This window comes from Bradyrhizobium sp. HKCCYLRH3097 (genome assembly GCF_051167875.1).
GTDB lineage: Bacteria > Pseudomonadota > Alphaproteobacteria > Rhizobiales > Xanthobacteraceae > Bradyrhizobium.
This window is the reverse complement of record NZ_JBNPTX010000001.1, coordinates 747,265-772,447: the sequence shown is the minus strand read 5'-3', so window position 1 is coordinate 772,447 and position 25,183 is coordinate 747,265. Positions and strand designations below refer to the sequence as shown.

22 protein-coding genes are annotated in these 25,183 nt (G+C 65.8%); 15 read left to right on the top strand and 7 right to left on the bottom strand.

Annotation, left to right across the window (positions count from 1 at the left end; translation table 11 throughout):
- Positions 1-91: 91 nt before the first annotated feature.
- Positions 92-718, bottom strand: coding sequence for a glutathione S-transferase family protein (locus ACQR0U_RS03485; protein ID WP_315715332.1), 627 nt, complete (start codon positions 716-718; stop codon positions 92-94).
- A gap of 168 nt (positions 719-886) precedes the next feature.
- Between ACQR0U_RS03485 and pyrE the strand changes: the two genes are divergently transcribed.
- Positions 887-1,444 carry an orotate phosphoribosyltransferase gene (gene pyrE, locus ACQR0U_RS03480; protein ID WP_315752224.1) on the top strand — a complete coding sequence of 186 codons (558 nt, stop codon included), beginning with the start codon at positions 887-889 and terminating at the stop codon, positions 1,442-1,444.
- A 188-nt stretch (positions 1,445-1,632) separates the two neighbouring features.
- The gene (locus tag ACQR0U_RS03475; RefSeq protein WP_315715330.1) at positions 1,633-2,454 is read left to right on the top strand and encodes a DUF2865 domain-containing protein; all 822 of its coding nucleotides are present in this window, start codon (positions 1,633-1,635) and stop codon (positions 2,452-2,454) included.
- Positions 2,455-2,551: 97 nt separating this feature from the next.
- Here ACQR0U_RS03475 and ACQR0U_RS03470 read toward each other — a convergent pair whose 3' ends face one another.
- Positions 2,552-2,983, bottom strand: a complete 432-nt coding sequence (locus ACQR0U_RS03470) for a hypothetical protein (RefSeq protein WP_434842600.1) — start codon at positions 2,981-2,983, stop codon at positions 2,552-2,554.
- A 137-nt stretch (positions 2,984-3,120) separates the two neighbouring features.
- On the opposite strand from ACQR0U_RS03470, the gene ACQR0U_RS03465 reads away from it, so the two are divergent.
- From ACQR0U_RS03465 to ACQR0U_RS03450, 4 genes are all read left to right on the top strand, one after another.
- Positions 3,121-3,369 (top strand): hypothetical protein, encoded by a 249-nt coding sequence (locus ACQR0U_RS03465; protein WP_315752226.1) that lies wholly within the window; start codon positions 3,121-3,123, stop codon positions 3,367-3,369.
- Positions 3,370-3,587: 218 nt separating this feature from the next.
- Positions 3,588-6,095 carry a glycogen/starch/alpha-glucan phosphorylase gene (locus tag ACQR0U_RS03460; RefSeq protein ID WP_434842599.1) on the top strand — a complete coding sequence of 836 codons (2,508 nt, stop codon included), beginning with the start codon at positions 3,588-3,590 and terminating at the stop codon, positions 6,093-6,095.
- Positions 6,096-6,221: 126 nt separating this feature from the next.
- Positions 6,222-6,581 (top strand): hypothetical protein, encoded by a 360-nt coding sequence (locus ACQR0U_RS03455; RefSeq protein WP_315752228.1) that lies wholly within the window; start codon positions 6,222-6,224, stop codon positions 6,579-6,581.
- A complete protein-coding gene (locus ACQR0U_RS03450; RefSeq protein ID WP_316227029.1) occupies positions 6,571-7,392 on the top strand; it encodes an acyl-CoA thioesterase in 822 nt (273 codons plus the stop codon). Before ACQR0U_RS03455 ends, ACQR0U_RS03450 begins: the two co-directional genes overlap by 11 nt.
- A 160-nt stretch (positions 7,393-7,552) precedes the next feature.
- Here ACQR0U_RS03450 and ACQR0U_RS03445 read toward each other — a convergent pair whose 3' ends face one another.
- Positions 7,553-9,166 (bottom strand): phosphoenolpyruvate carboxykinase, encoded by a 1,614-nt coding sequence (locus ACQR0U_RS03445; RefSeq protein ID WP_315715325.1) that lies wholly within the window; start codon positions 9,164-9,166, stop codon positions 7,553-7,555.
- 680 nt (positions 9,167-9,846) lie between these two features.
- Positions 9,847-10,572 (bottom strand): HugZ family protein, encoded by a 726-nt coding sequence (locus ACQR0U_RS03440; protein WP_316169645.1) that lies wholly within the window; start codon positions 10,570-10,572, stop codon positions 9,847-9,849.
- Positions 10,573-10,790: 218 nt separating this feature from the next.
- Between ACQR0U_RS03440 and ACQR0U_RS03435 the strand changes: the two genes are divergently transcribed.
- The 6 genes from ACQR0U_RS03435 (at position 10,791) to ACQR0U_RS03410 (ending at position 15,518) form a co-directional block, all read left to right on the top strand.
- A complete protein-coding gene (locus ACQR0U_RS03435; RefSeq protein ID WP_006611449.1) occupies positions 10,791-11,492 on the top strand; it encodes a response regulator transcription factor in 702 nt (233 codons plus the stop codon).
- Between the two features lie 222 nt (positions 11,493-11,714).
- The gene (locus ACQR0U_RS03430) at positions 11,715-13,514 is read left to right on the top strand and encodes a sensor histidine kinase (protein WP_316169610.1); all 1,800 of its coding nucleotides are present in this window, start codon (positions 11,715-11,717) and stop codon (positions 13,512-13,514) included.
- The gene (locus ACQR0U_RS03425; protein WP_316169611.1) at positions 13,511-13,972 is read left to right on the top strand and encodes an HPr kinase/phosphorylase; all 462 of its coding nucleotides are present in this window, start codon (positions 13,511-13,513) and stop codon (positions 13,970-13,972) included. The genes ACQR0U_RS03430 and ACQR0U_RS03425 overlap by 4 nt, the downstream gene beginning before the upstream one ends.
- A gap of 195 nt (positions 13,973-14,167) precedes the next feature.
- Positions 14,168-14,569, top strand: a complete 402-nt coding sequence (locus tag ACQR0U_RS03420) for a PTS sugar transporter subunit IIA (RefSeq protein ID WP_006611446.1) — start codon at positions 14,168-14,170, stop codon at positions 14,567-14,569.
- Entirely contained in the window at positions 14,566-14,895 is a 330-nt protein-coding gene (locus ACQR0U_RS03415; RefSeq protein ID WP_315715321.1) for an HPr family phosphocarrier protein, read from the top strand. The genes ACQR0U_RS03420 and ACQR0U_RS03415 overlap by 4 nt, the downstream gene beginning before the upstream one ends.
- Before the next feature lie 32 nt (positions 14,896-14,927).
- Positions 14,928-15,518: a putative immunity protein gene (locus tag ACQR0U_RS03410; protein ID WP_434842598.1), complete on the top strand. Its 591-nt coding sequence runs from the start codon at positions 14,928-14,930 to the stop codon at positions 15,516-15,518.
- 47 nt (positions 15,519-15,565) lie between these two features.
- On the opposite strand, the gene ACQR0U_RS03405 is transcribed toward ACQR0U_RS03410, so the two are convergent.
- A complete protein-coding gene (locus ACQR0U_RS03405) occupies positions 15,566-17,170 on the bottom strand; it encodes a glycosyltransferase family 39 protein (protein WP_434842597.1) in 1,605 nt (534 codons plus the stop codon).
- A gap of 116 nt (positions 17,171-17,286) precedes the next feature.
- Here ACQR0U_RS03405 and lepA point away from each other — a divergent pair, with 116 nt between their 5' ends.
- Both lepA and ACQR0U_RS03395 read left to right on the top strand, forming a co-directional pair.
- Positions 17,287-19,098 carry a translation elongation factor 4 gene (gene lepA, locus ACQR0U_RS03400; RefSeq protein ID WP_315715319.1) on the top strand — a complete coding sequence of 604 codons (1,812 nt, stop codon included), beginning with the start codon at positions 17,287-17,289 and terminating at the stop codon, positions 19,096-19,098.
- Between the two features lie 151 nt (positions 19,099-19,249).
- The gene (locus ACQR0U_RS03395; RefSeq protein ID WP_315752234.1) at positions 19,250-21,217 is read left to right on the top strand and encodes a methyl-accepting chemotaxis protein; all 1,968 of its coding nucleotides are present in this window, start codon (positions 19,250-19,252) and stop codon (positions 21,215-21,217) included.
- Between the two features lie 125 nt (positions 21,218-21,342).
- Here the strand turns inward: ACQR0U_RS03395 and ACQR0U_RS03390 are convergent, their stop codons facing one another.
- Positions 21,343-21,741 carry a rhodanese-like domain-containing protein gene (locus ACQR0U_RS03390; RefSeq protein ID WP_316174517.1) on the bottom strand — a complete coding sequence of 133 codons (399 nt, stop codon included), beginning with the start codon at positions 21,739-21,741 and terminating at the stop codon, positions 21,343-21,345.
- Between the two features lie 99 nt (positions 21,742-21,840).
- On the opposite strand from ACQR0U_RS03390, the gene ftrA reads away from it, so the two are divergent.
- A complete protein-coding gene (gene ftrA / locus ACQR0U_RS03385) occupies positions 21,841-22,872 on the top strand; it encodes a transcriptional regulator FtrA (RefSeq protein ID WP_316174516.1) in 1,032 nt (343 codons plus the stop codon).
- Here ftrA and ACQR0U_RS03380 read toward each other — a convergent pair.
- On the bottom strand, positions 22,846-25,065 hold the full coding sequence (locus ACQR0U_RS03380; protein ID WP_315752237.1) for a putative bifunctional diguanylate cyclase/phosphodiesterase: 2,220 nt from the start codon (positions 25,063-25,065) through the stop codon (positions 22,846-22,848). The genes ftrA and ACQR0U_RS03380 overlap by 27 nt on opposite strands.
- Positions 25,066-25,183 lie beyond the last annotated feature (118 nt).

Sequence of the window (25,183 nt, the reverse complement as noted above, 5' to 3'; positions counted from 1 at the left end):
CGGCAAAGGCGGACGAGAGCGGGAGAGGGGGCACCGCGCGTGCCGAAAGATCTCGGAAGTCATCGTCGGCAAGGAACGGCCGATGAGCTTCTCAGTCCAGCTTCGCTTCCATGCCGCGCTTCACGGCGGGGCGGGCCATCAGGGTATCGTACCAGCGCTTGACGTTCGGAAAGTCGGCGAGATCCACCTTGTGGCGCGGGTGGCGCCAGGCCCAGCCGACGATGGCGAAGTCGGCGATCGAGAGAGCGCCTGCGACGAACTCGTGCTGCGCGAGCCGGCGGTCGAGCACGCCATAGAGCCGGACCGTCTCGGCCATGTAGCGCTTGAGCCCGTAGGCGCGGTCCTGTTCGTTGGTCAGCGCGATGAAATGGTGCACCTGGCCGGGCATCGGGCCGAAACCGCCCATCTGCCACATCAGCCATTCATAGACCGGGATCCGCTCGGCGAGGGATTTCGGCAGGAACTGGCCGGTCTTCTCAGCCAGGTAGAGCAGGATGGCGCCGGATTCGAACACGCTGACCGGCTTGCCGTCGGGGCCGTCGGGATCGACGATCGCCGGGATCTTGTTGTTGGGGCTGATCGCCAGGAATTCCGGCGCCATCTGGGCGCCCTTGGTGATGTCGACCGGAACGACGCGGTAGGGCAGCCCCATCTCCTCCAGCGCGACCGAGATTTTGCGCCCGTTTGGGGTGTTCCAGGTGTACAGCTCGATCGTCATGCGGGGCATCCTTCCCAACCGTCCTTGCTTGGTCGCGGGCTCCCATTAGCTCGAAACTGCATCCGGCTTCAAACGTACCGTTGTTGATGGGACATCGTGGCGGCTGGTCTCCGCCGCCCGCCCCCGATAGATTGCGCCACCCAAGAATCCACCCTCAGGGGAAACGCCGTGTCCAAATCCGCCTCCCGCGCCCGCCTCCTCGAGATCATCCGCAGGCGCTCGTTCGGCCGTGGCGAGGTCACGCTGGCCTCCGGCCGCAAGAGCGATTTCTATTTCAACCTGAAGCCGACCATGATGGACCCGGAGGGCGCCACCTTGCTCGCCGAGCTCACCTATGAGGCGCTGAAGGACGAGGGCTTCGATTATATCGGCGGCCTGGAGATGGGCGCGGTGCCGCTCGCCGGCGCGATCGCCCAGATCTCCTGGATCAAGGGCCATCCGATCGCGGCCTTCTTCGTCCGCAAGAAGCCGAAGGAGCACGGCGCCAGGCTCGCGATCGAGGGCCTGACCCGCGACGAGACCCTGGCGGGAAAACGCATCGTCGTGGTCGAGGACGTCACCACCACCGGCGGCTCGGCGATGAAGGCGGTGGAAACCCTGCGCGAGGCCGGCGCCGAGGTGGCGCTGGTGTTCACCATGGTCGACCGCGAGGAAGGCGCCGCCGAGACCTTCGCCCAGGCCGGCCTGCCGTTCCGGGCGCTCTACAAGGCGCACGAATTCCTCTGAGGCGCCTGGCGCGCGGCGCAATTCGCGACCCGCGCATACCGCTCATTTACCAACGCCCGTTAAGGTTACCGCAAAGCTGATGGCGCCATGCCTTGGGCAAGGCGCGTTCGATCGCACATGATCGAGCGACGCGGGTTGCCGCGTCACGGCGTGGCTTTGCGGTGAAGATCCTGGCGATGGAGCGGGCGTTGCGTAGCGTGTTGTCGTTTCGGCGGAGGTCCCGCCACGTCGCTGTCGCGGCGACGGTCGGCCTCGTCGCGGCCGGCGCGCTGGCGCCGCGAATGGCGTCGGCCCAGGGCCTGTTCGACTTCCTGTTCGGCGGCTTCAACAAGCCGCAATCGCAGCGGCCGGCGCAAGGCGGCTTCTTCGCCGATCCGTTCGGCACCAACCCGCAGGCCTCCGCCCAGCCGCGCGCCGCGAGCGGCGGATCGGGCGCAGCGTTCTGCGTGCGCACCTGCGACGGCCGCTATTTTCCGCTGACGCGGGGCCTCGCCTCGCCGGCCCAGATGTGCCAGGCGTTCTGCCCGGCCAGCCCGACCAGGATCTATTTCGGCTCCAACATCGACTACGCCACGGCGGCGAACGGCGAGCGCTATGCCGACAGCGAGAACGCGTTCGCCTATCGCCAGGCGCTGCGCGCCGACTGCACCTGCAACGGCCGCGATCCGGCCGGGCTGGCGCCGGTCGACCTGTCGCTCGACACCTCGCTGCGCCCCGGCGACGTCGTCGCCACCAGCGACGGCCTCGTCGCCTATTCGGGCACGCGCGGCAGCGGCGGCCAGCCGGCCGATTTCAAGCCGGTCGCCTCCTATCCCGGGCTGAACTCGGACATGCGGGCCAAGCTGAGCGAGATGAAGGTCGCACCGGTGCGCGCCGAGATGCTGGCGGCCGATGCGCTCGCCGCGATGCCGCCGCCGGAGGCCAGCGCCAGCAATGTCAGCGTCGCGCCGCCGCTGACGATCGCGCCGAAGCCGGCCACCGGCCGCGCCAAGCGCGCGGATGTGGATTGAGCCCGGGGACTCGTCATTGCGGGCGAGCGAAGCAATCCAGAGTCCCGACACACCACCCTGGATTGCTTCGCTGCGCTCGCAATGACGGAATGCTGACCTAGCGCGCGACGATCACGCCGATGACGTTCGGCGCTTCCCGATATTTCTCCTCGATCGCCGCCCGCGCGGCGGCGCGGTTGTCCGGCGTCAGCAGGCCGCGTTTCTCGGCCAGGATCATCCAGCAGAAGCCCCACCAATCGGTCAGCATGCCCTCGTCGTCGACCAGGTCGTAGCCCTGCTCGGCGGCGAAGATGCGCGCCCGCGCCTCGTCGAGGCCATCGAGGAAGGTGTGGTCGGTGGCCGAGAACAGATCGTCGGAAATGTCGTCGGTGGTGTAGCCCCAGACCGACATGCACACCGCATTGAACGCGCGGTCGATCTGGTCGTCGTCGACGGCCCGCCGCCGCGCGGCCTTGTGCAGCCGCGTCAGGCTGCGCGCGAAGTCGGCAATGCGGGTCAGGGCCAGGGGATCGAAGGCGATATTGGACATGGGTGTCCTCGCGGGATGCACTGATGCCGGGGGCTGGCGGATCGAATCGCTGTCAGGATAACGATCGCTTGCTAAATTGTTCTTAATTTGTTCCTGGCCGATTGTCCATCCCTTCTCAAAGGAGGCGCGCCGCTCTCATGGAGAATTCCAACACCGAAACCGATGCAGCCCTGCGCAAGCGTCTCGACTGGCTGCTGCGCGACCTATGCGTGGACTGGGGCTTTTGCAGCCGCCTCACCGCGGACGACCTGATGCTGGACGGCCAACCGCCCTCTCCGCAGGCGTTCGCCGCGGCCGTGCTGCGGGCCGAAGGCATGAACGCGGAATACGAGCCGGATTGGCGCCGTCGGATCGAGCAGATGTTCGTCGCTCGCCTCACAACGTGAGTCTGGATCCCGGCTTTCGCCGGGATGACGATGGGGAGAGCCCTCAACTCCACGACGCACCTGCACCATGCTAGCGCGTTCCGCCCCCGGAACTCCGGCCCCGTTTTTGCATCATTTTCCATCACCTTGCTGTGCGGACCAGCCTTTCCCCGGGTTTCGGACCGCGCGCAACCATCGTATGCTTTTACCGGTTCCTCGTAGCATCACAGGTTTCCAAGGTGACAGATCAGCCGTCCCAGCGCAGCTTCGTAAGCACCGGCCAGCCCGTCGACGAATTGGCGGTCGCGGAGATCAAGAGCGACATCCTGGCCAAGCTTCGCCTCGCCATCGGCAAGGAGGCGAGCCAGGCGACGCCGCAGGACTGGTACCACGCCGCGGCGCTGACCTTGCGCGACCGCATCGTGCATCGCTGGCTGACCGCGGACAAGGAGAGCTACGACGCCGGGCGCAAGCGGGTCTATTATCTCAGCCTCGAATTCCTGATCGGCCGTCTGTTCACCGACGCGCTCAACAACATGGGCCTGATGAAGGTGTTCGAGACCGCGCTCGGCGATCTGGGCGTCGGCCTGATGGACCTGCGCAAATGCGAGCCCGATGCCGCGCTCGGCAATGGCGGCCTCGGACGGCTCGCGGCGTGCTTCATGGAGAGCATGTCGACCTTGCAGATCCCTGCGATCGGCTACGGCATCCGCTATGATTTCGGCCTGTTCCGCCAGGTCATCGTCGACGGCTGGCAGCACGAATATCCCGACGTCTGGCTGTCGTTCGGCAATCCCTGGGAGTTCCAGCGCCCCGAGGTGGTCTATCACGTTCATTTCGGCGGCGGCGTCGAGCACATCGACGACAAGGGCCGGGCCCGCGCGATCTGGCATCCAGGCGAGACCGTGCAGGCGGTGGCCTATGACACGCCGATCGTCGGCTGGCGCGGCCAGCACGTGAATGCGCTCAGGCTATGGTCGGCGCGCTCGCCCGATCCGCTGAAGCTCGACGTGTTCAACTCCGGCGACTATCTCGGCGCCTCGGCAGAAGAAGCGCGCGCCGAGGCGATCTGCAAATTCCTGTATCCGAACGACGAGAGCCCGGCGGGACGCGAGCTGCGGCTGCGCCAGGAATATTTCTTCGTCTCGGCTTCGCTGCAAGATCTCGTCAAGCGCCATCTCGGCTCCGACGGCCAGTTGCGCAGCCTGGCGCAGAAGGCCGCGGTGCAGCTCAACGACACGCACCCCTCGCTCGCCGTGGCCGAGCTGATGCGGATCCTGGTCGACCTGCACAATTTCCGCTGGGACGAGGCGTGGAAGATCACCATCGCGACCTTGTCCTATACCAACCACACGCTGCTGCCCGAAGCGCTCGAGACCTGGCCGGTCGAGCTGTTCGAGCGGCTGCTGCCGCGCCATCTCGAGATCATCTATCGCATCAATGCGCAGCATCTCGCGCTCGCCGAGCAGCGCGCACCGGGTGACATCGACTACCGCGCCTCGGTGTCCCTGATCGACGAGAAGAGCGGCCGCCGCGTGCGCATGGGCCAGCTCGCCTTCGTCGGCTCACACCGCATCAACGGCGTCTCGGCGATGCATTCCGACCTGATGAAGGAGACCGTGTTCCACGATCTCAATCATCTCTATCCCGGCCGCATCACCAACAAGACCAACGGCATCACTTTCCGCCGCTGGCTGACCCTCGCCAATCCCAAGCTGACGAACCTCTTGCGCGAGGCCTGCGGCGACGCCGTCGTCGACGATCCGACCTTGCTCTCGAGTCTCGAGAGCTACGTCGCCGACGCCGGCTTCCACCAGAAGTTCCGCGCCGTGAAGCACCACAACAAGGTGCAGCTGGCGCGTCTGATCGGCGAGCGCATGAACGTGCGCCTCGACCCGGGCGCGCTGTTCGACGTGCAGATCAAGCGCATTCACGAATACAAGCGCCAGCTCCTGAACATCCTCGAAGCGGTCGCGCTGTATCTGGACATCAAGGACGACCCGCAAGCTAACTGGGTGCCGCGGGTGAAGATCTTCGCCGGCAAGGCGGCGGCGAGCTACCGCTATGCCAAGCTGATCATCAAGCTGATCAACGACGTCGCGGAGGTCGTCAATAACGATCCCGCGATCGGCGGCAAGCTGAAGGTCGTGTTCATGGCCGACTACAATGTCAGCCTGGCGGAAACGATCATTCCTGCGGCCGACCTGTCCGAGCAGATCTCGACCGCCGGCATGGAGGCGTCCGGCACCGGCAACATGAAGCTGGCGCTGAACGGCGCCCTTACCATCGGCACGCTGGACGGCGCCAATATCGAGATCCGCGACAATGTCGGCGCCGACAACATCGCGATCTTCGGCATGGAGGCCGACGAAGTCATGCTCCGCCGCAAGCAGGGACTGGACGCGTCCGACGTGATCCACCGGTCACCGCGGCTGGCGCGCGCGATCGATGCGATCGCGACCGGTGCGTTCTCGCCAGACGAACCCGGCCGGTTCGAGCCGATCGCCCATGCGCTGCGCCATCTCGACCACTACATGGTTTCGGCCGATTTCGATTCCTACTACGAGGCCCAGCGCGGCATCGATGCACGCTGGCAGACCGTGCCGGCCTGGACCCGCGCCTCGATCCTCAACGTCGCGCGCATGGCCTGGTTCTCCTCCGACCGCACCATCCGCGAATATGCCGACGACATCTGGAACGTGCCGGTCGGGCTGGCGATGGCGCCGGTGCAAGCGCAGCGGGCGTGAGCGGTGAGACCTACCCGTCGTCATTGCGAGCGAAGCGAGGCAATCCAGGGCCGAACAAGAACACTGGATTGCTTCGTCGCAAGGGCTCCTCGCAATGACGGCAGAGATCGAGAGTAGTCACCGTCGATGCAAGAGCGCGAATATGTCAGCCCCGACGGCCAGCTGAAGTTTCTGGTCATCTGCCCCGACGGCGATCTGACCATGGGGTTCGATGGCTGCCCCTGGCATACCCACGGCAGCATCCTGGCGGACCTGTCCGGATTGAGTGAGGCCGAAGCCACCGAGCGCCTGGTGACTGACCTCATGACGAATATCAGCGTCATCACGGTCCGGCGTATCGGCGGCAACATCACAGACGCCTGGATCTCGGATGATCCATCCGATGATCTTGCAAGCTATCAGCAATACGGCGAACCGACCGAAACCATTGAATTTCGGCGGTGGGACGGCACGCCAGTCGAGGTGCAGACGAACCATGCCTCCTGAAAGCACGAGACACCTGTTCGACGAGGCCACCCGCGTCACCGCCGGCGACAGCCGCTGGCAGGGACGGACCAGCCCGGACTACTGGGCGTTCGTCGGCCCGTTTGGCGGCGTCACGGCGGCGACCGTGCTGCGCGCGTTGATCCAGCATCCGCAAATTCAGGGCGATCCGCTGGCGATAACGGTGAACTATTGCGCGCCGATCGCGGAAGGGCCGTTCGATCTCGACGTGCGGCTGGTGAAGGCCAACCGCTCCTCGCAGCATTGGTGCGTCGAGCTGAGCCAGGGCGACACTGACGCGGCGACGCTCGCCACCGCCGTGTTCGCCGAGCGCCGGCTGTCCTGGTCGCATCAGCCGGCCACAAAGCCCGAGGCGCCGCCGTTCGATCAGGTCAAGCGACATCCCGACACGAACATGTCCTGGACCAAGCAGTACGATTTCCGCTTCATCGAGGGCCGTCCAGCGTTTGGCGCATCGTCGTCGGGGGAGCCGCACAGCAGCTATTCCCGGCTCTGGATCTCCGACCGCAAGCCGCGCAAGCTCGACTGCCTGTCGGTGCTGTCGATGTCGGACGCCTTCTTCGGCCGCGTCTTCCACGCCCGCGGCGAGCTGGTGCCGTTCGGCACGGTGTCGCTGACGACCTATTTCCACGTCAGCCGGGACGAGCTCGCGGCCGAGGACATCACGCATGTGCTCGCGACCGCCGACGCCAAGATTTTCAACCGCAGCTATCAGGACCAGCATGGCGAGCTGTGGTCGCCGTCCGGCCGGCTGCTCGCGACGACGACGCAGATTGCGTATTTCAAGGCGTGAGGGCCGGGACGCAAGCCAAGAAAACGGCGTCGTCCCGGCCTTGAGCCGGGACGACAGCTGTGGGTATGGCTTGAGCTCGCGCCTCTCGTGCATTGAACGGGGCGGAGCGGGAAAATGTGGGGTCAGACGCAACGCGACCGCCCCCTTGACGTTTGCAGCCCTACTCCGCCGCCAGCTTCAGATCCGGCGCGGCGTTACGGACCTCAGCATCGACCTGGGCTTCGAACTTGGCAAAATTCTTCTGGAACATGCCGACCAGCGCGCGCGCAGTCTTGTCGAACTCGGCCTTGTCCTTCCAGGTGTTGACCGGGTCGAGGATCTCGGTCGGCACGCCCGGCAGCGCGGTCGGCACCGCGAAACCGAAATATTTGTCGGTGCGGAACTCGACGTTGCGCAAGCTGCCGTCGAGCGCCGCCGTCAGCAGCGCGCGCGTCACCTTGATCGGCATGCGCGAGCCCGTGCCATACTTGCCGCCGGTCCAGCCGGTGTTGACCAGCCAGCAGTCGACATTGTGCTCGGCGATCAGCTGCCGCAGCATGTTGCCGTAGACGGACGGATCGAGCGGCAGGAACGGCGAGCCGAAGCAGGTCGAGAATTCCGGCTGCGGCTCGGAGCCCAAGCCGCGCTCGGTGCCCGCGACCTTGGCGGTGTAGCCGGACAGGAAGTGGTACATCGCCTGCGCCGGCGAGAGCTTTGCGATCGGCGGCAGCACGCCGAAGGCGTCGGCGGCGAGCATCACGACGTTCTTCGGATGCGGCGCGCGGCCGGTGCGCGAGGCGTTCGGGATGTAGTCGAGCGGATAGGCCGAGCGGGTGTTCTCCGTCTTGGAGCCGTCGTCGAAATCGGGAACGCGCGTATCCTCATCGAGCACGACGTTCTCGAGCACCGCACCAAACCGGGTCGACGCCGCATAGATCTGCGGCTCGGCTTCCTGCGACAGCTTGATGCACTTGGCGTAGCAGCCGCCCTCGAAGTTGAACACGCCGGACGGTCCCCAGCCATGCTCGTCATCGCCGATCAAGGTGCGGTTCGGATCGGCCGACAGCGTCGTCTTGCCGGTGCCGGACAGGCCGAAGAAGACAGCGGTGTCGCCGTTCGGCCCGACATTGGCCGAGCAGTGCATCGGCATCACGCCGCGCTCGGGCAGGTAGTAGTTGAGCGTCGTGAACACGCTCTTCTTCATCTCGCCGGCATAATAGGACCCGCCGATCAGGACGATCTTGCGGGCGAAATCGATCGCGACGACGTTCTGCGAGCGCACGCCGTGGCGTTTCGGGTCGGCACGGAAGCTCGGCATGTCGATGATCGTGAGCTCCGGCACGAAGGTGTCGAGCTCGATCTTCTCGGGGCGGATCAGAAGCGTGCGGATGAACAGCGAATGCCACGCGAGTTCGGTGAAGACGCGCGTCTTGATGCGGAAGCTCGGATCGGCGCCGCCATAGAGATCCTGCGCGAACAGGGTCTTGCCTTCGGCGTGCTTGATGAAGTCCTGATGCAGCGCCTCGAACTGCTCGGGCGTGATCGCCTGGTTGCCCGCCCACCACATCTTTTCGGTGGAGGCGTCGCGCACCGTGAACTTGTCCTTCGGGCTGCGGCCGGTGAACTCGCCAGTATCCGCGCACAGCGCCCCGTCGGCCGACAGCACCGCCTCGCCCGCCGCCAGCGAATACTGATAGAGCTGGGGAGCGCCGAGATTCCAGTGCACCTGCTTGAGGTTCTTTAAGCCGAACTTGTCGGCACCAAAGGCGCCGTTGCGAATACCCGTCTCTTGCACGAAGATCCCTCCTGAGAGCCCGCATCTGTTGCGCGCAGTCGCGCGCGTTGCGCGGTGACCGTTGCCGTTACATCGCCTTATCGAAGCGCGGTCGCCGACCTAATACTGATCAACGCTGGTCTTGCCAAGACGATCCGGCCCAATTGGTTATTGGCAAACCGTGATGTACGTAGCTCATGTTTTGCCGCGCCATGCACATTCCAGCAGCAGCCGCCTGCGCCCCGCGGAGTTGCTGCAACGCAACAGATATATCAGCGCGGTTGGGTTTCACGAGAACGACGAACGACGCTCAAATCGACGAATTCGCGCGGGCAAGCGAAGACCAAGGCGAAGACCGAGCATCCGGCCAACGCCCGTCGCACCGCCTCGCTGCTACCGATCAAGGGACGCCGCCCGAGCCGACCGAATGCGTCGGTGATCAGCCGTGTCGCCGCTACACCCGATCAGCCAGCTTCCGTTCACGATTGCCTCGCGCTTGCGGGATCACTTAATCCGATTCTCCCGGCCGCGACGTCAATGAGCTCACTCGCGCCCACGCCATGGGTTTGCGCGGCGCTCACCTTCTGCTGGACGGGGAGCGTGCACATCGAGCTTCACCGCAACTGCGTTCATGCGTGAACGTCGTCGTCTTTCGTCACGCGAGGATGAGCACAGCCATCAAAGCGGGCTCGAACTACACCTCACTTCGCGCGTGCCTCGTCAGCAAGCCGCGCAAGCATCTTGCGCAACGCCCCGGGCGTGGTTACGTGCTCGGGAAACCCGAGCCGTAGCGTCTTGCCGTCGGCCATCAGATCCAATCCCTCCGGGTCACAGCCGCTACACCGCCACTCCGCGGCTTCGGCGCCGAGCAGCTTCGTCGCGTAGAGGGCGAGCGCCTCACGGTGATCTTCGTTCATGTGATCGACAGCGCCCTGCTCTGCCAGAATCAGTTCATCAGCATCGGAGATATCCGTGAGAAACTGCTCGGGCTTGAGATCGACGATGCGGCCGAATCCGGCGACGAGATGCGCGCCTGACGGACGAATCACGAAGAACGAGAAGTCGGCGAAATCCGCATAGTCCGCAGCGGACGGATGCGCATTGAGATACCGACGGCGCATCATCTCGCGATTGTCGTCGGTGGCCTGCTCGGCCTTGCCCGACAGCATGATGCGAGTTCCCTCGAGCGGATCGCCCGGCGCCCGTTCATCGAGCATCAGCGATACGCGCGAATCGGCAAGTACATTCCTGGTGTGTACAGCTAATCGCGAGATCAGGATGATCGGAGCACCATCGGACGCGGTGGCGACGTTGACGAGGGAGCAGTAGGGATCGCCCGTACCAACCATCAAGGTCGCAAGTGCGCCCTGCCGGCTTCGGCGCAGCAGGGATTGCGTCACGCGGTTAGGGTTAAAGCTCGCAGACATCGTCTTTTCCCTCGTCCATCCAGTTGCAATGAAGGCCTTTTTTCGGCTAAACGGGCCACAAACCTGGGCGCGGCACAAGACTTTGCCATGGTATTTGTGGAACTCGGTCACACTTCAGCCCAGCTTGCATTGCTCGTTGACCATGTTCGAAGCCCAAATATGCGGCCCTTATCTTGATTCTCGAAGTCTCGGCGTAACCAGACTCTGAAAGCAGGCTCATGCCCACAATCGCCTTGGTCGATGACGACCGCAACATTCTGACATCCGTCTCCATCGCGCTCGAGGCCGAGGGTTATCGGATCATGACCTATACCGATGGTGCGTCGGCGCTCGACGGTTTTCGGACCAGCCAGCCTGACCTCGCCATCCTCGACATCAAGATGCCGCGCATGGACGGCATGGAGACGTTGCGGCGGCTTCGCCAGAAGTCCGACCTGCCGGTGATCTTCCTCACCTCCAAGGACGAGGAGATCGACGAGCTGTTCGGCCTGAAGATGGGCGCGGACGACTTCATCCGCAAACCGTTCTCGCAGCGCCTGCTGGTGGAGCGCGTCAAGGCCGTGCTGCGCCGCTCGCAGCCGAAGGATCCGACGGCTCTGCCGAAGGAGAACGACGCCAAGGCGCTCGATCGCGGCCTGCTGCGCATGGATCCGGAGCGTCACACCTGCACCTGGAAGAACGAGCCGGTCACGCTGACCGTCACCGAGTTCCTGATCCTGCAGGCGCTGGCGCAACGTCCGGGCGTGGTCAAGAGCCGCAACGCGCTGATGGACGCGGCCTATGACGACCAGGTCTATGTCGACGACCGCACCATCGACAGCCACATCAAGCGGCTGCGCAAGAAGTTCAAGATGGTCGACGAGGAGTTCGAGATGATCGAGACCCTCTACGGCGTCGGCTATCGCTTCAAGGAAACCTGAAGCCCTGCAGCAAGGGACCTGAAGCATTGCCTTGCGCGACGTCATGCGAAATTGCGCGCTGACGTCGCGGTCTCGATTGGATAGGCTACGCCTCCTGCGCGTTTGTCCGAGCGCAGATGCCGGAACGGGGCCATTGTTGCGGCGAATTCGGGTGCGGCAAGTCGAGTTCTCGCGGGAATTCGCCGCACAACCCCTACGAAATTCGGAATCGGAGCACTCACATTGCTCGATCGCACGCAGCTTGACCCAGCCGTGAATGCCCACGACGCCGCGATCGCGTCCGAGGCGGCGGACGAGACCCCGCACGTCTCCGGCTGGCAGCGTCCGCTGAGCTGGCTGCGCCGCGCCGGACAGTTCCTGTTCGCGCTGTCGTTCTCGAGCCTCACCCGCCGCATCGTCTCGCTGAACATCGCCGGCCTGCTCGCGCTGGTTGCAAGCATCCTGTACCTGTCGCAGTTCCGCGCCGGCCTGATCGATGCGCGCGCGCAGAGCCTCCTGGTGCAGGCCGAGATCATCGCCGGCGCCATCGCCGCCTCGGCCACGGTACAGACCAACACCATCACCATCGATCCCGAGCGCCTGCTCGATCTCAAGCCCGGCGAGAGCTACGGCGCGCCGGACGAATATTCGCCGCTCGACTTCCCGATCAATCCGGAACGCGTCGCGCCGGTGCTGCGCACGCTGATCTCGCCGACCAAGACGCGCGCGCGCATCTATGATCCGAATGGCGGGCTCCTGCTCGACAGCCGCAACCTGGAGAACGTGCTGCGCTTCGACCTGCCGCCGCCGTCGAGCGAGAAGCCCGGCTTCGTCGAGCGTGCGCTGATCTCGGTACGCACCTGGCTCAATCGCGGCGACCTGCCGCTGTACCGCGAATATGGCCCCGAGAACGGCAACGGCTACGAGGAAGTCGCCGACGCGCTGAAGGGCCAGAAGCGCAGCATGGTGAGGGTCAATTCGCGCGGCGAAGTGATCGTCTCGGTCGCGGTGTCGGTGCAGCGCTCGCGCACCATCCACGGCGCCCTGATGCTGTCGACGCAGGGCGACGACATCGACCAGATGGTCACCGCCGAGCGTCTTGCCATTCTGAAGGTCGGCGGCGTCGCCTCCGCCGTCATGATCGTGCTGTCGCTGCTGCTCGCCAGCACCATCGCCGGACCCGTGCGCCGGCTCGCCGACAGTGCCGAGCGGGTCCGCCGCCGCATCAAGACCCGCGTCGAGATTCCCGACTTCACCCGCCGCCGCGACGAGATCGGCCATCTCTCCGGGGCGCTGCGCGACATGACGGACGCGCTCTACAACCGCATCGAGGCGATCGAGATGTTCGCCGCCGACGTTGCCCACGAGCTCAAGAACCCGCTGACCTCGCTGCGCTCGGCGGTCGAGACGCTGCCGCTGGCGCGCAACGACAACAGCCGCGCCCGCCTGCTCGCCGTGATCGAGCACGACGTGAAGCGGCTCGATCGGCTGATCTCCGACATTTCCGACGCCAGCCGGCTCGATGCCGAGCTGCAGCGCCAGGACATGACCCTGGTCGATCTGCGCCGGCTGCTGAACACGCTGACCTCGGTCGCCAACGAGACCAAGCTCGGCACCGACGTCACCGTCGAGGTCCGCTTCGAGGGCCGCGGCGCCAACGACACCTTCTCGGTGCCCGGGCATGATTCGCGGCTCGGCCAGGTGATCTCCAACCTTCTGTCGAACGCGCAATCGTTCTCCGCGGCCGGCGGCAAGGTGCGCATCACCTGCCGGCGCGTGCGCTCGGAGATCGAGATCACCGTCGATGATGACGGCCCCGGCATTCGCGAGGACGCCCTGCAGCGCATCTTCGAGCGATTCTATACCGACCGGCCGCACCAGGGCTTTGGCCAGAATTCCGGGCTGGGCCTGTCGATCTCCAAGCAGATCATCGACGCCCATGGCGGGCGGATCTGGGCCGAGAACCGGCCCGGCCCTGTTGACGCCGACGGACATCCGACCTCGGCCGGGGCTCGCTTCGTCGTCCGGTTGCCGGCGTCGTGACGAACGAAACGGCGAGCATCCATGCGTCTGCCGTCCAGGTGGGGGAGCAGGCCGTCCTGATCCGGGGCCCCTCCGGTTCCGGCAAATCCCGACTCGCCTTCGATCTGATCCTCGCCGGACGCGCGGGACAGCTGCCGCCAACGGTTCTGGTGGGCGACGACCGTGTTCATCTCGCCACACGCGGCGGGGAAATGTGGGTGAGCCCCGCGCCCGCTCTGGCCGGGCTGATCGAGATCCGCGGTCTTGGAATCCGCGCCTGCGACCATGTGTCGGAGGCGAAACTTGGGCTTGTGGTTGACCTGATGGCCGAGGACGCTGCCCGCCTGCCGAACGCCGAATCGCTTCGGATTCATCTCAACGGTATCGAATTGCCACGGATACCTGTCGGCCCGGGTTTCTCACCCCTCCCGCTGGTTGTAGCGGAACTAATTACCACTCAAGCTTTCATGTTCCGGTAATCTTTCGGCCGATTGTGTGGGGCAAATTGGTAACCATATCAGCCCCACTATCGCGACCGAGTAGACCGCCGCCCCCTCCCATTCTGTATGCCAGAATCCGGGAGACTCGCGAATATGCCCTCTTGCGCGAGGGCTCCGGATGGTCAAAGTGGCGCGTTCGTGCGGTGCACCCAAGGCGCCCGCGAGGAGTATCCGATGATTGGCCTGGTACTGGTGACCCATGGGCGCCTCGCCGACGAGTTCAGGGCGGCGCTGGAACACGTCATGGGTCCTCAAAAACAAATCGAAGCGGTCACGATTGGCGCCGACGATGATTCCGATCTCTGTCGCAGCGACATCATCGAAGCCGTGAACCGCGTCGACACCGGCGACGGTGTCGCCATTCTCACCGACATGTTCGGCGGCACGCCGTCGAACCTCGCCATCTCCTGCATGAGCCGGCCCAAGGTCGAGGTGCTCGCGGGCATCAACCTGCCCATGCTGGTGAAGCTCGCCAAGGTGCGCGAGGAGCGCTCGCTGCCCGACGCCATCGCCATGGCGCAGGAGGCGGGACGCAAATACGTCACCATCGCCAGCCGGGTGCTCGCCGGCAAATGAGCGACGAGGATGCTCAGCAGGACAACGTCGCCGGCCCGGCTGTCCCTGCCGGAGCCATCTCGCGAGAGCTGCTGATCACCAACAAGCGCGGCCTGCATGCGCGGGCCTCGGCGAAATTCGTGCAGATGGTCGAGAAGTTCCAGGCCGAGGTCTGGGTGACGCGCGGCGGCGAGACCGTCGGCGGCCGCTCGATCATGGGCCTGATGATGCTGGCGGCGGCGCCGGGAACCAAGATCCTGGTCTCCGCCACCGGGCCCGAGGCGGAGGCCGCGCTGCAGGCGATCACCGACCTGGTGAACGACAAGTTCCACGAAGAAGGCGTGTAAGGGCCTCCCGAAACGCGTTTCGCCATGCCGCAATGGGGCATTCTACCCGATTTGCGCCTATCCTCGCATCGCGACGCGGTAAGGATGGCATGTCCAGTAGCACTATTCGGCTGAGCGAGGCAGACTTGCGAGCCGTGGCTGAATACGCGGCCCTCTCTGCACATCCGGCGCTGGCGATCTTCGAACGCGACCGACCGGATGATCTTCGTGCACGAGCCGCAATACAGGCCGCCCGAAGCTTTGCGAGCGGCGGGAGTCGGAGCAAATCCCTACGGGATAGCGCGTGGGCGGCGCAGCGGGCGGCAATCGAGGCCCGCGATGAGGGGTTGCGCGCGGCCTATGAGGCCGCTCGCGCTGCCCTCGCCGCGGCCGGCGCGGGCTTCCTTCATCCCCTCCCGAACCCTTCCCAGGTCAAGCACATCCTCGGAGCTGCCGGCCACGCGGCGCGAGCTTTCGAAATCTCGGCCGGAGATGTTCCCGCCGTCGGCGCTGACTACCTCGCGCGATCACGGCTCCTTGCTTCTCGAGAGGTCGTGGACGTCCTCAGACGTTATCCTTGTCCACCGCCCGGCGGAGGCCGGGTCGGAGAGCTGATCCGCCAGCTCGATACCCTGCTCCGGTGATCGGGAGGCCTCGTGCGCAGGAGCGCTTGGCCGGGACGGCAGCGAAGCTATCCCCCCGGTGCCTGAATATACACCTTCCAAACGATTGCAGGGCCCGCCTGGCCGTGGAAGAAGCGCTGCGTGGTCATGACCAGCGGCTCGGCTTTCGGGGCCTCCTTGGCCATCCAGGCCTCGCAGGCCGCAATCCGGTTGTCGGTGGTGTCGCAGATGCCGATGAACCCCTCGCGCTTGAGGTCCTCCAGCGCGCTCAGGCCGGAACTCCAGGTCTCCTCGGGCGTGGTGGGCACCGTGAACGGCCTTGGGTGGTCCGGGCTGTAGAAGGTCATCGGCGTGTTCATCTCGGCAAAGCCGGCCACCAGCGGCCAGGGCGAGCCGAATCGGGCATGCCAGGCCTTGGTCAGCTCCCGCGCCAGCTCCGAACGGGCGCCATAGCCGGTGGCGCCGTTCGGATTGGCGGCCATCTCGCGCCGGGCGATCCAGGGCGAGGCGATCAGCGTGAGCAGCGACAGCACGAGCCAGACGGCGGCGAGCCGCGGCAGCATGACCGATCGCAGCCGCAGCGCGGGAATTGCGACCAGCGCCAGCGGCACCAGGAAGAACAGCGAGATGCCCCAATCGGTCTTCATGTAGATCGTGAAGGCGAGGCCGCCGAGCGGCGGCCCGACGGCAACGATCGCCTGCACCAGCCAAACATTGATCGCCTGGCTTACATTCACGCCAGGATTGGGACCGCCGCGCCAGTTGCGGAAGGCGAATCGCGGCGGCCAGGCCATCACCAGCGCCGCCAGCGCCACCGGCAAAGCCAGCAGCGCCAGATTGTGGCCGACATAGCCGAGCACGAGCTCGGCGGCGCGGCCGCGATCCGACAGCGTATAGACATCCCCGGCATAGGTGATGGCGACGAAATCGACCCGCCACAGCCACACCAGATGCGGGATCATCGCCACCAGCATGGTGACGATCGCGACCCACGGCGCGGGCGACGCCAGGAAGCGCAACCGTTCCGGGTGCAGCAGCGCCGCAAGGCCGATGGCGCCGATCATGGTCAGCACCCAGTATTTGGTCATCAGCGCCGCCGCGCCGGCGAGGCCGAGCCACAGGCCGGAGGCGGCGCTGCGCTTTTCGAACGCGTTGAGATAGGCCAGCACCAGCAGCGGCAGGGTCAGCAGCTGGACCAGGTCGGCGTTGTACTTGAAGCCCTTGAAATTGAAGATCGGGTACAGCGCAACCATCACCACGACGAAGAAGGCGCGGCGGCGGTCGACCACCTTGAGGCTCGCGAGCCAGACGATGACGAGGCCGCTGCCGTTCACGGCCATCGCCAGCGCATAGGTCGCCCAGTCCTTGACCGGAAACACCGCGAACCACAGCCCCGCGATCCAGCCCGACAGCGGCGGATGCTTGCCGTAGCCGAGCAGGAAGCGGCTGCCCCAGGCATAGGCCTCGGCGACGTCCATATGGACGTCCTGCGCCGCCTTCAGATTGGTCAGGATCGCCGTCCACAGCACGGCATGGACGACCGCGAAGGTGACGACGACCCAGAGCGACGTTGCCGGCGCCGTGGCGCGCGCCACCAGCCAGGCGGAGATTCGCCGCGGTCCGAGACGGCCGCGCATGCGCGCCGCGAGAGGCGGAAGAGAGGTACTCGACATCCGCCCTCGGTAGCCTGTTTTGGCGGCGCGGGGAATCAGCTTGCCGTGAAGAAAGCCCCTGGAAATTCAGCAATATGGTTGCTGGTGAGGGGCTTGGGGTGCTATCTGCGCGACCCATGACGACCGCCCCCATTCCCAACATCCGCAACTTCTCCATCGTCGCCCATATCGACCATGGAAAGTCCACTTTGGCCGACCGCCTGATCCAGATGACGGGCGGGCTGTCGGACCGCGAGATGGCGGGCAAGGAGCAGGTGCTCGATTCGATGGACATCGAGCGCGAGCGCGGCATCACCATCAAGGCGCAGACCGTGCGCCTGCGTTACCATGCCAAGGACGGCAAGGATTACATCTTCAACCTGATGGACACGCCCGGCCACGTCGACTTCGCCTACGAAGTCTCGCGGTCGCTGGCGGCCTGCGAGGGCTCGCTGCTGGTGGTCGACGCCAGCCAGGGCGTCGAGGCGCAGACGCTCGCCAACGTCTATCAGGCGCTCGACAACAATCACGAGATCGTCCCGGTCCTCAACAAGATCGACCTGCCGGCGGCCGAGCCCGAGAAGATCAAGCAGCAGATCGAGGACGTGATCGGTATCGACGCCTCCGACGCGGTGATGATCTCCGCCAAGACCGGCCTTGGCATTCCCGACGTGCTGGAGGCGATCGTCACCCGCCTGCCGCCGCCCAAGGGCGACCGCGAGGCGACCCTGAAGGCGCTGCTGGTCGACAGCTGGTACGACGTCTATCTCGGCGTCGTCGTGCTGGTGCGCATCGTCGACGGCGTGATGAAGAAGGGCCAGCGCGTCCGGATGATGGGCACCGGGGCCGCCTATGACGTCGAGCGCGTCGGCTTCTTCACGCCGAAGATGACGCAGGTCGACGAGCTCGGGCCCGGCGAGATCGGCTTCATCACCGCCGCGATCAAGGAGGTGGCCGACACCCGCGTCGGCGACACCATCACCGACGACCGCAAGCCGGTCTCCGAGATGCTGCCGGGCTTCAAGCCGGCGATCCCTGTCGTGTTCTGCGGCCTGTTCCCGGTCGACGCCGACGATTTCGAGACTCTTCGCGCGGCGATGGGCAAGCTCAGGCTCAACGACGCCAGCTTCTCGTTCGAGATGGAGACGTCCGCCGCGCTCGGCTTCGGCTTCCGCTGCGGCTTCCTCGGCCTCTTGCATCTGGAAATCATCCAGGAGCGTCTCTCCCGCGAGTTCGATCTCAACCTGATCGCGACCGCGCCGAGCGTCATCTACAAGATGAAGCTGACCGACGGCGAGGAGATCGAGATCCACAACCCGGTCGACATGCCCGACGTGGTCAAGATCGCCGAGATCCAGGAGCCCTGGATCGAGGCGACGATCCTGACGCCGGACGAATATCTCGGCAGCGTGCTCAAGCTCTGCCAGGACCGCCGCGGCAATCAGAAGGAGCTGACTTACGTCGGCAGCCGCGCGATGGTCAAATACGACCTGCCGCTCAACGAGGTGGTGTTCGACTTCTACGACCGGCTGAAATCGGTCTCCAAGGGCTACGCCTCGTTCGACTATCATTTGACCGACTACAAGCCGGCCGATCTCGTGAAGATGCAGATCCTCGTCAACAACGAGCCGGTCGATGCGCTGTCGATGCTGGTGCACCGGACCCGCGCCGAAGGCCGGGGACGCGCCATGGTCGAGAAGATGAAGGACCTGATTCCGCCGCACATGTTCCAGATCCCGATCCAGGCGGCGATCGGCGGCAAGGTGATCGCGCGCGAGACCGTGCGCGCGCTGCGCAAGGACGTCACCGCGAAGTGCTACGGCGGCGACATCACCCGCAAGCGCAAGCTTCTGGAGAAGCAGAAGGAAGGCAAGAAGAAGATGCGGCAATTCGGCAAGGTCGACATCCCGCAGGAAGCCTTCATCGCCGCCCTCAAGGTGGATAGCTGAGGCGCGGGCCCGCCCCCCTCTCTGGTTTCATCAGCACGATAGGCTGAAGAAAATCCGGATTCCAAAGCGGAACCAGCGCTCCCGTGCAACTACGGTATCTGTTCCTTAATGGTATCCTGAGACCCTTGCTGCAAAGCAAGGAATGCCCCGAATGTCCCGCCTCCGGTCGATCTCCGCCCGCCTGATCATCGCGCTCTCGCTGACCGTCGCCATCGCCTGTGCCGTGCTCGGCACCTTCTCCGTCATCCAGCAGCGCGCTCTGACCCGACTGGCGCTGGAGCAGCAACTCAAGCTGCAGTTCGACAGCGTGTCGGCCGGCATCGACTATGAAGGCCGCGCCGCGCTGGCGGTCAGCTCCACCCTGGCGGCGCTGCCCCCGATCGCCGACGCCTACCTCAAGGGCGACCGCGACGCGCTTGGCGCCCTGCTCGGCGGCGCCATGACGTCGCTGAAGGCGCAGGGCATTCCGCTGGTGAACGTATGGGCGCCGCCGGCCACCAATTTCTATCGCGTGCATGAGCCCAAGGTGTTCGGCGACGACACCTCGAAGCGCCGCATCACCGTGGTGCAGGCCAACCAGACCGGCCGCCTGATCGCCGGCGTCGAGCAGAGCCGGCTGTCGCTCGGCATCTTCGGCATGACCCCGATCGTGCGCGACGGCAAGGTGATCGCGACCGTCGACGTCGGCGCCGCCTTCGGCAAGGAATTCGTCGAGCGCGCCAAGCAGCGCTTCGGCATCGATCTCGCCGTCTACTGGATCAACGACGGCCAGCCGAAGCGGCTGTCCTCGACGTTCGGCGACGAGACCGTCGCCACCCCGGACGAGGTGCTCGCGGTGTTCAAGGGCACGGCGCTGCTGCGCGATGCCACCCTGGCCGGCAAGCCCGCCGCGGTCTATGCTGGCCAGATCAGGAACTACGCCGGCGACCCGATCGCCGTGCTGGAGCTGATCAAGGACACCACCGCCTATGAGGCCGCCGCCGCCAGCGCGCAGCAGCAGCTGATCATCGGCACGGTCGTAATCCTGCTGCTCGCCGTCATCGTCGCGCTGTTCGTCGCTCGCGGCATCTCGCGCCCGCTGGTCGCCATCACCGCCGTCATGCACCGGCTGTCGAGCGGCGACACCGAGGTCGCGATCCCCGGCGGCCAGCGCAAGGACGAGCTCGGCACGATGGCGCAGGCGGTCGACGTGTTCCGCCGCAACATGATCGAGACGGCCAGCCTGCGCGAGGCGCAGGAGGCGACGCAACACCGCGCCGAGCAGGAGAAGCAGGCGCTGCAGCGGCAGATGGCCGACCGGTTCGAGGCCGACGTCAAGGGCGTGGTGTCCTCGGTTGCCAAGGCCACGGCGGACATGGAGCGCGTCGTCCACGAGATCACGGTCAGCGTCAACGGCACCTCGCAGCGCGCAGCGGCCGCCGCTGCCGCGTCCGAGGAAGCCTCGAGCGGCGTGTCGACCGTCGCTGCGGCCTCCGAGGAGCTCGCCTCCTCGGTGACCGAGATCGGTCGCCAGGTCGCGCATTCCAGCAAGGTGGCCGATGCCGCGGTCGTCAAGGCGCGCCAGACCACCGAGATGGTCGGCAGCCTCGCCGCAGCCGCCGAGAGGATCGGCGACGTGTTGCGCCTGATCGACGCGATCGCGAGCCAGACCAACCTGCTGGCGCTCAACGCGACCATCGAGGCGGCGCGTGCCGGCGAGGCGGGCCGCGGCTTCGCGGTCGTGGCAGCCGAGGTCAAGGAGCTGGCCGGACAGACCGCCAAGGCGACGGAGGAGATCGCCGGCCAGGTCACCTCGATCCAGGCCGCGACGTCCGACTGCGTGACCGCCATCGGCGGCATCAGCACAACGATCCAGGAGATCAGTGGCATTGCCGCGACCATCGCCGCCGCCGTCGAGCAGCAAGACTCGGCGACGCGCGAGATCGCGCGCAGCGTCCAGCAGGCGGCGTCCGGGACCAACGAGGTATCGCAGAACGTCGTCGGCGCCAGTGACGCCGCCGAGCAGTCACGCGAGCTCGCCGACCACGTCATGGTCGCCACGCGCGACCTCGGCAAGCGTGCGAACGACCTGTTCAAGAGCGTCGACACCTTCCTCGCCGGCCTGCGCAAGGCGGCGTAGCGAGCGACTTTCGCCATCCCGCCCTCTTGGCTCGCAGCCTTCCAAGGCGGCGAGCTCCAAAATCGGTGTCGTCCCCGCGTTCGCGGGGACGACGCTGGTGATGAGGTAACAGCCGGGCCTCCGCTTCAATCGCCGGTCGCGAGTGCAAAGCCCTCGTCGAGCCAGCCGGTGATGCCGCCGATCATCATCTTCACGGGCCGTCCCAGCCGCGCAAGCCGGATCGCGGCGCGGTTAGCGCCGTTGCAGTGCGGGCCGGCGCAGTAGACCACGAACAGCCTGTCCTTCGCGTACTCGGCCATCCGCTCCGCGGTCATAATCCGGTGCGGGATGTTGATGGCGCCGGTGATGTGCCCCTTGGCAAACGAGGCCGGGCCCCTGACATCCACCAGGATGAAGTCCGGAGCTGCTGCATGCAGACTCTCGTGCACGTCCCAGCAATCGGTCTCGAATGAGAGCATCGCCTCGAAATGGGCGAGCGCCTGGGCTGACGGGGCTGCGGGCACCTCGGTGACATGGGTCGTCATCGTCTCTCTCCTGCGACGTTGCGTGAGCTCCTCCAATCTCGCGCGCTACCCGGGGCGACCCAAGTGACGGATCGGACAAAGTTCGGTAAGTTTCCGCCAATGCCCCGCGCCGCAACCCATGCTCCACACCCGAATCCGGGATTGGTCGCCGTCATCACCTATGACGGGCTGTGCACGTTCGAGTTCGGCATCGCGGTCGAAGTCTTCGGGCTGCCGCGGCCGGAGTTCGACTTCCCTTGGTACCGGTTCACGGTGGTCTCTGCCGAAGCGCGGCGTGCCCGCGCGACCGGCGGCATCGTGGTCGAGGCCGGCGCGCCCCTGTCACGCCTGAAGCAAGCCAGCACGATCATCGTTCCAGGATGGCGCGATCGCACCGAGCGGCCGCCCGAGCGCCTGCTGCGCGCCATCGCGCAGGCGGCCGCGCGCGGCGCGCGGTGCTTGTCGATCTGCTCCGGCGTGTTCGTTCTGGCCGCCGCTGGCCTGCTCGACGGCAGGCGCGCCACCACGCATTGGCGGCACATTCCCGACCTGAAGCGGCTCTATCCGAATATTCGCGTCGAAGAGGACACGCTCTATGTCGACGAGGGCAATGTCATCACCTCGGCCGGCAGCGCTGCGGGCATCGACGCCTGCCTGCATCTGGTCCGGCGCGATTTCGGCAGCAAGGTTGCGAACAGCGTTGCCCGGCGGCTGGTGATGCCGCCGCACCGGGACGGCGGGCAGGCGCAATACGTCGTCGCACCGGTCCAGGCCCGCCCGGGACGGACGATCGGCGCCGTCATGGATTGGGCACGGGGGCGACTGGAGCAGCCGATTGCGGTCAGCGCGATGGCAAAACGCGCCGGGATGAGCGAGCGGACCTTGCTGCGGTCGTTCCAGGACAGCACGGGCGCGAGCCCTGCGGCCTGGCTGCAGCAGGAGCGCATGACGCGGGCGCGGGAGCTGCTGGAGAATGCGACGCTCTCCCTGGCGGACATCTCGGCGCAGTGCGGCTACCGGTCGCTCGAAACGTTTCGCGTCGCTTTCCGGCGCATCGTCGGAACGTCGCCCGCGGCCTATCGGCGGCGCTTCGAGGCGCGTCCAACATCGGCCAACGTCGCTCGCTCAAGCCACCAGCGCGTTGCCGGGTGAGGTACCGTCCATGGCATCCCGCTGCGCCTGCAAGAGCCGGACGATGTCGACATTGGGCCGGGGCCGGCTGAACAGATAGCCCTGCCCTTCATGGCAGCCCTCGGCGCGCAGACAGCGCAGCTCCGCCTCCGTCTCGACGCCTTCGGCCGTGATGATGACGCCGAGCCCCTTGCCCAGGCTGACGATCGAGCGGACGATCGCCTGCGCCTCGCGATTGGCCGCGAGACCGCGGATGAAGGACTGATCGACCTTGATCTTGTCGAACGGAAAGCTGCGCAGATAGCTCAGGCTGGAATAGCCAGTGCCGAAATCGTCCATCGAGATGCGCACGCCCAGCGCGCGCAGCGCATGCAGGGTGGCCAGCACCTGGCCGCTCTTCTCCAGCACCAGCGTCTCGGTGATCTCGAGCTCGAGCCGGCTCGGCGGCAGGCCCGACTGCTTCAGCACGTCCATCACCAGCGACAGCACGTTGCCGACGCGGAACTGCAGCGGCGACATGTTCACGGCGACACGGACGTCGTCCGGCCATTTCGCGGCGTCGTTGCAGGCGTGCCGCAACATCGCGCGGCCGAGCGCCGAGATCAGGCCGGTCTCCTCGGCGACCGGGATGAACTCCGACGGCGGGATCATGCCGCGCTCTGGATGCGGCCAGCGCGCCAGCGCCTCGAAACCGGTGATGCGTCCGGTCGAGAGGTCGATCAGCGGCTGATAATGCGGCTGCAGCACGTCGCGCTGGATGGCCTCGCGCAGCTCGGATTCGATCTTGCGCCGGCTCTGCGCCCGCGCATCCATGCCGGATTCGAAATAGCTGAAGGAGCCGCGCGTCTCGTTCTTCGCGCGCGACAGCGCCATGTCGGCATTCTTGAGCAGCTTCTCGGCGTCGTCGCCATCGTTCGGCGCCATGGCGATTCCAATCGTGGCACCGATCGTCACCGAACTGCCGTCGATGAGATAGGGATCGGCGATCGCCTCCAGCAGCCGGCGGCAGAGCTGGGCCGCATCCTCCGGCCGCGCCTGCCCGCCCTGCACCACCGCGAACTCGTCGGAGTTCAGTCGCGCGACGATGTCCTCCTGACGCAGGACCGAGCGCAGCCGCTTGCCGACCCCGCGCAACAGCCGGTCGCCGACCGCGTGGCCGAGGGTATCGTTGATCGACTTGAAATTATCGAGGCCGAGCACCAGCACGGCGATCTTCTCGGAGCCGCGCCGCATCTGGGTGAGCTTGTCATCGATCTTCTGGCGCAGCAGGTTGCGGCTCGGCAGGCCGGTCAGTGCGTCGTGCTGGGCCAGGAAGGCGAGCCGCGCCTCGGCGCGCTTGCGTTCGGTGATGTCCATCAGCGCCAGCAGCACCGCGGGCTGGGCGTTGTGGACGAGATGGCGCGAATAGATCGCGAGATCGATCAGGGCGCCATCGGCGCGGACATGCTTCCAGGTGCGCGCCGCCTGCTCCTCGCTGGACTGCTCGCCTGCCCAGGGCGGCTCGCTATCATAGGCCTGCAGGCTGCGGATGCTGAGCCGCTCGAAGGCGTCCCGGCTGTAGCCGTAATGCTGGGCCGCCGCTTCGTTGACGCCGAGCACGCGCCCGTCATCCGTCGCGCAGACGATCATCGGCACCGGATTGCCGTCGAACAGCAGGCGGAACGACTCCTCGCGCTGCTTCAATTCGGTGATGTCGACGCGCAGGCCAACGATGCCGCCATCGCCGGTCAGACGCTCCTCGATCAGGATGGTACGGCCGTCCGACAGCTTCTGCTCATGGCGACCGCTCGGATGAAACAGCTTTTCGAGCCGCTCGGCGATCCACTCCTCCTCGCGGCCCGCGGCTTCCGGATAGTCGCCGCGGGCAACGCCGATCCGGATCGTATCCTGCAGCCGGGCGCCGGATTCGAACAGGTCCGAGCTGCGGTTGTAGATTTCGGCGTATTTCTTGTTCCAGAGAATGTAGCGGCCGTCGGCGTCGAGGAACACGATCCCCTCGGGAAGAATGTCGATCGCTTCGATGAGCCGATCATGCGCCTTCTTCGCCTCAGCCATCGCCACTTCGGCGCACTTGCCGCCGATCTCATCGACGGGGGCGAGCTTGCGCAAATTGTGCCAACGCAATCTCGGGCTTGGCTTGACCGGGTGAACTGCATCGCGGGCGCTTGGCACGCGATTGCGCTTTTTTGCCGTGGGTGGCCGAACGGGCCGCATCGCGTGCCTCACTCTCCTTCTCGAACGGCAGTTTTCGGCCACGTTTCTGAAAAAATGGTATCTTGATGCAGGGCGCGACAGCCACTGGTTACGGGAACAGGTGGATGCACTCGCGCAT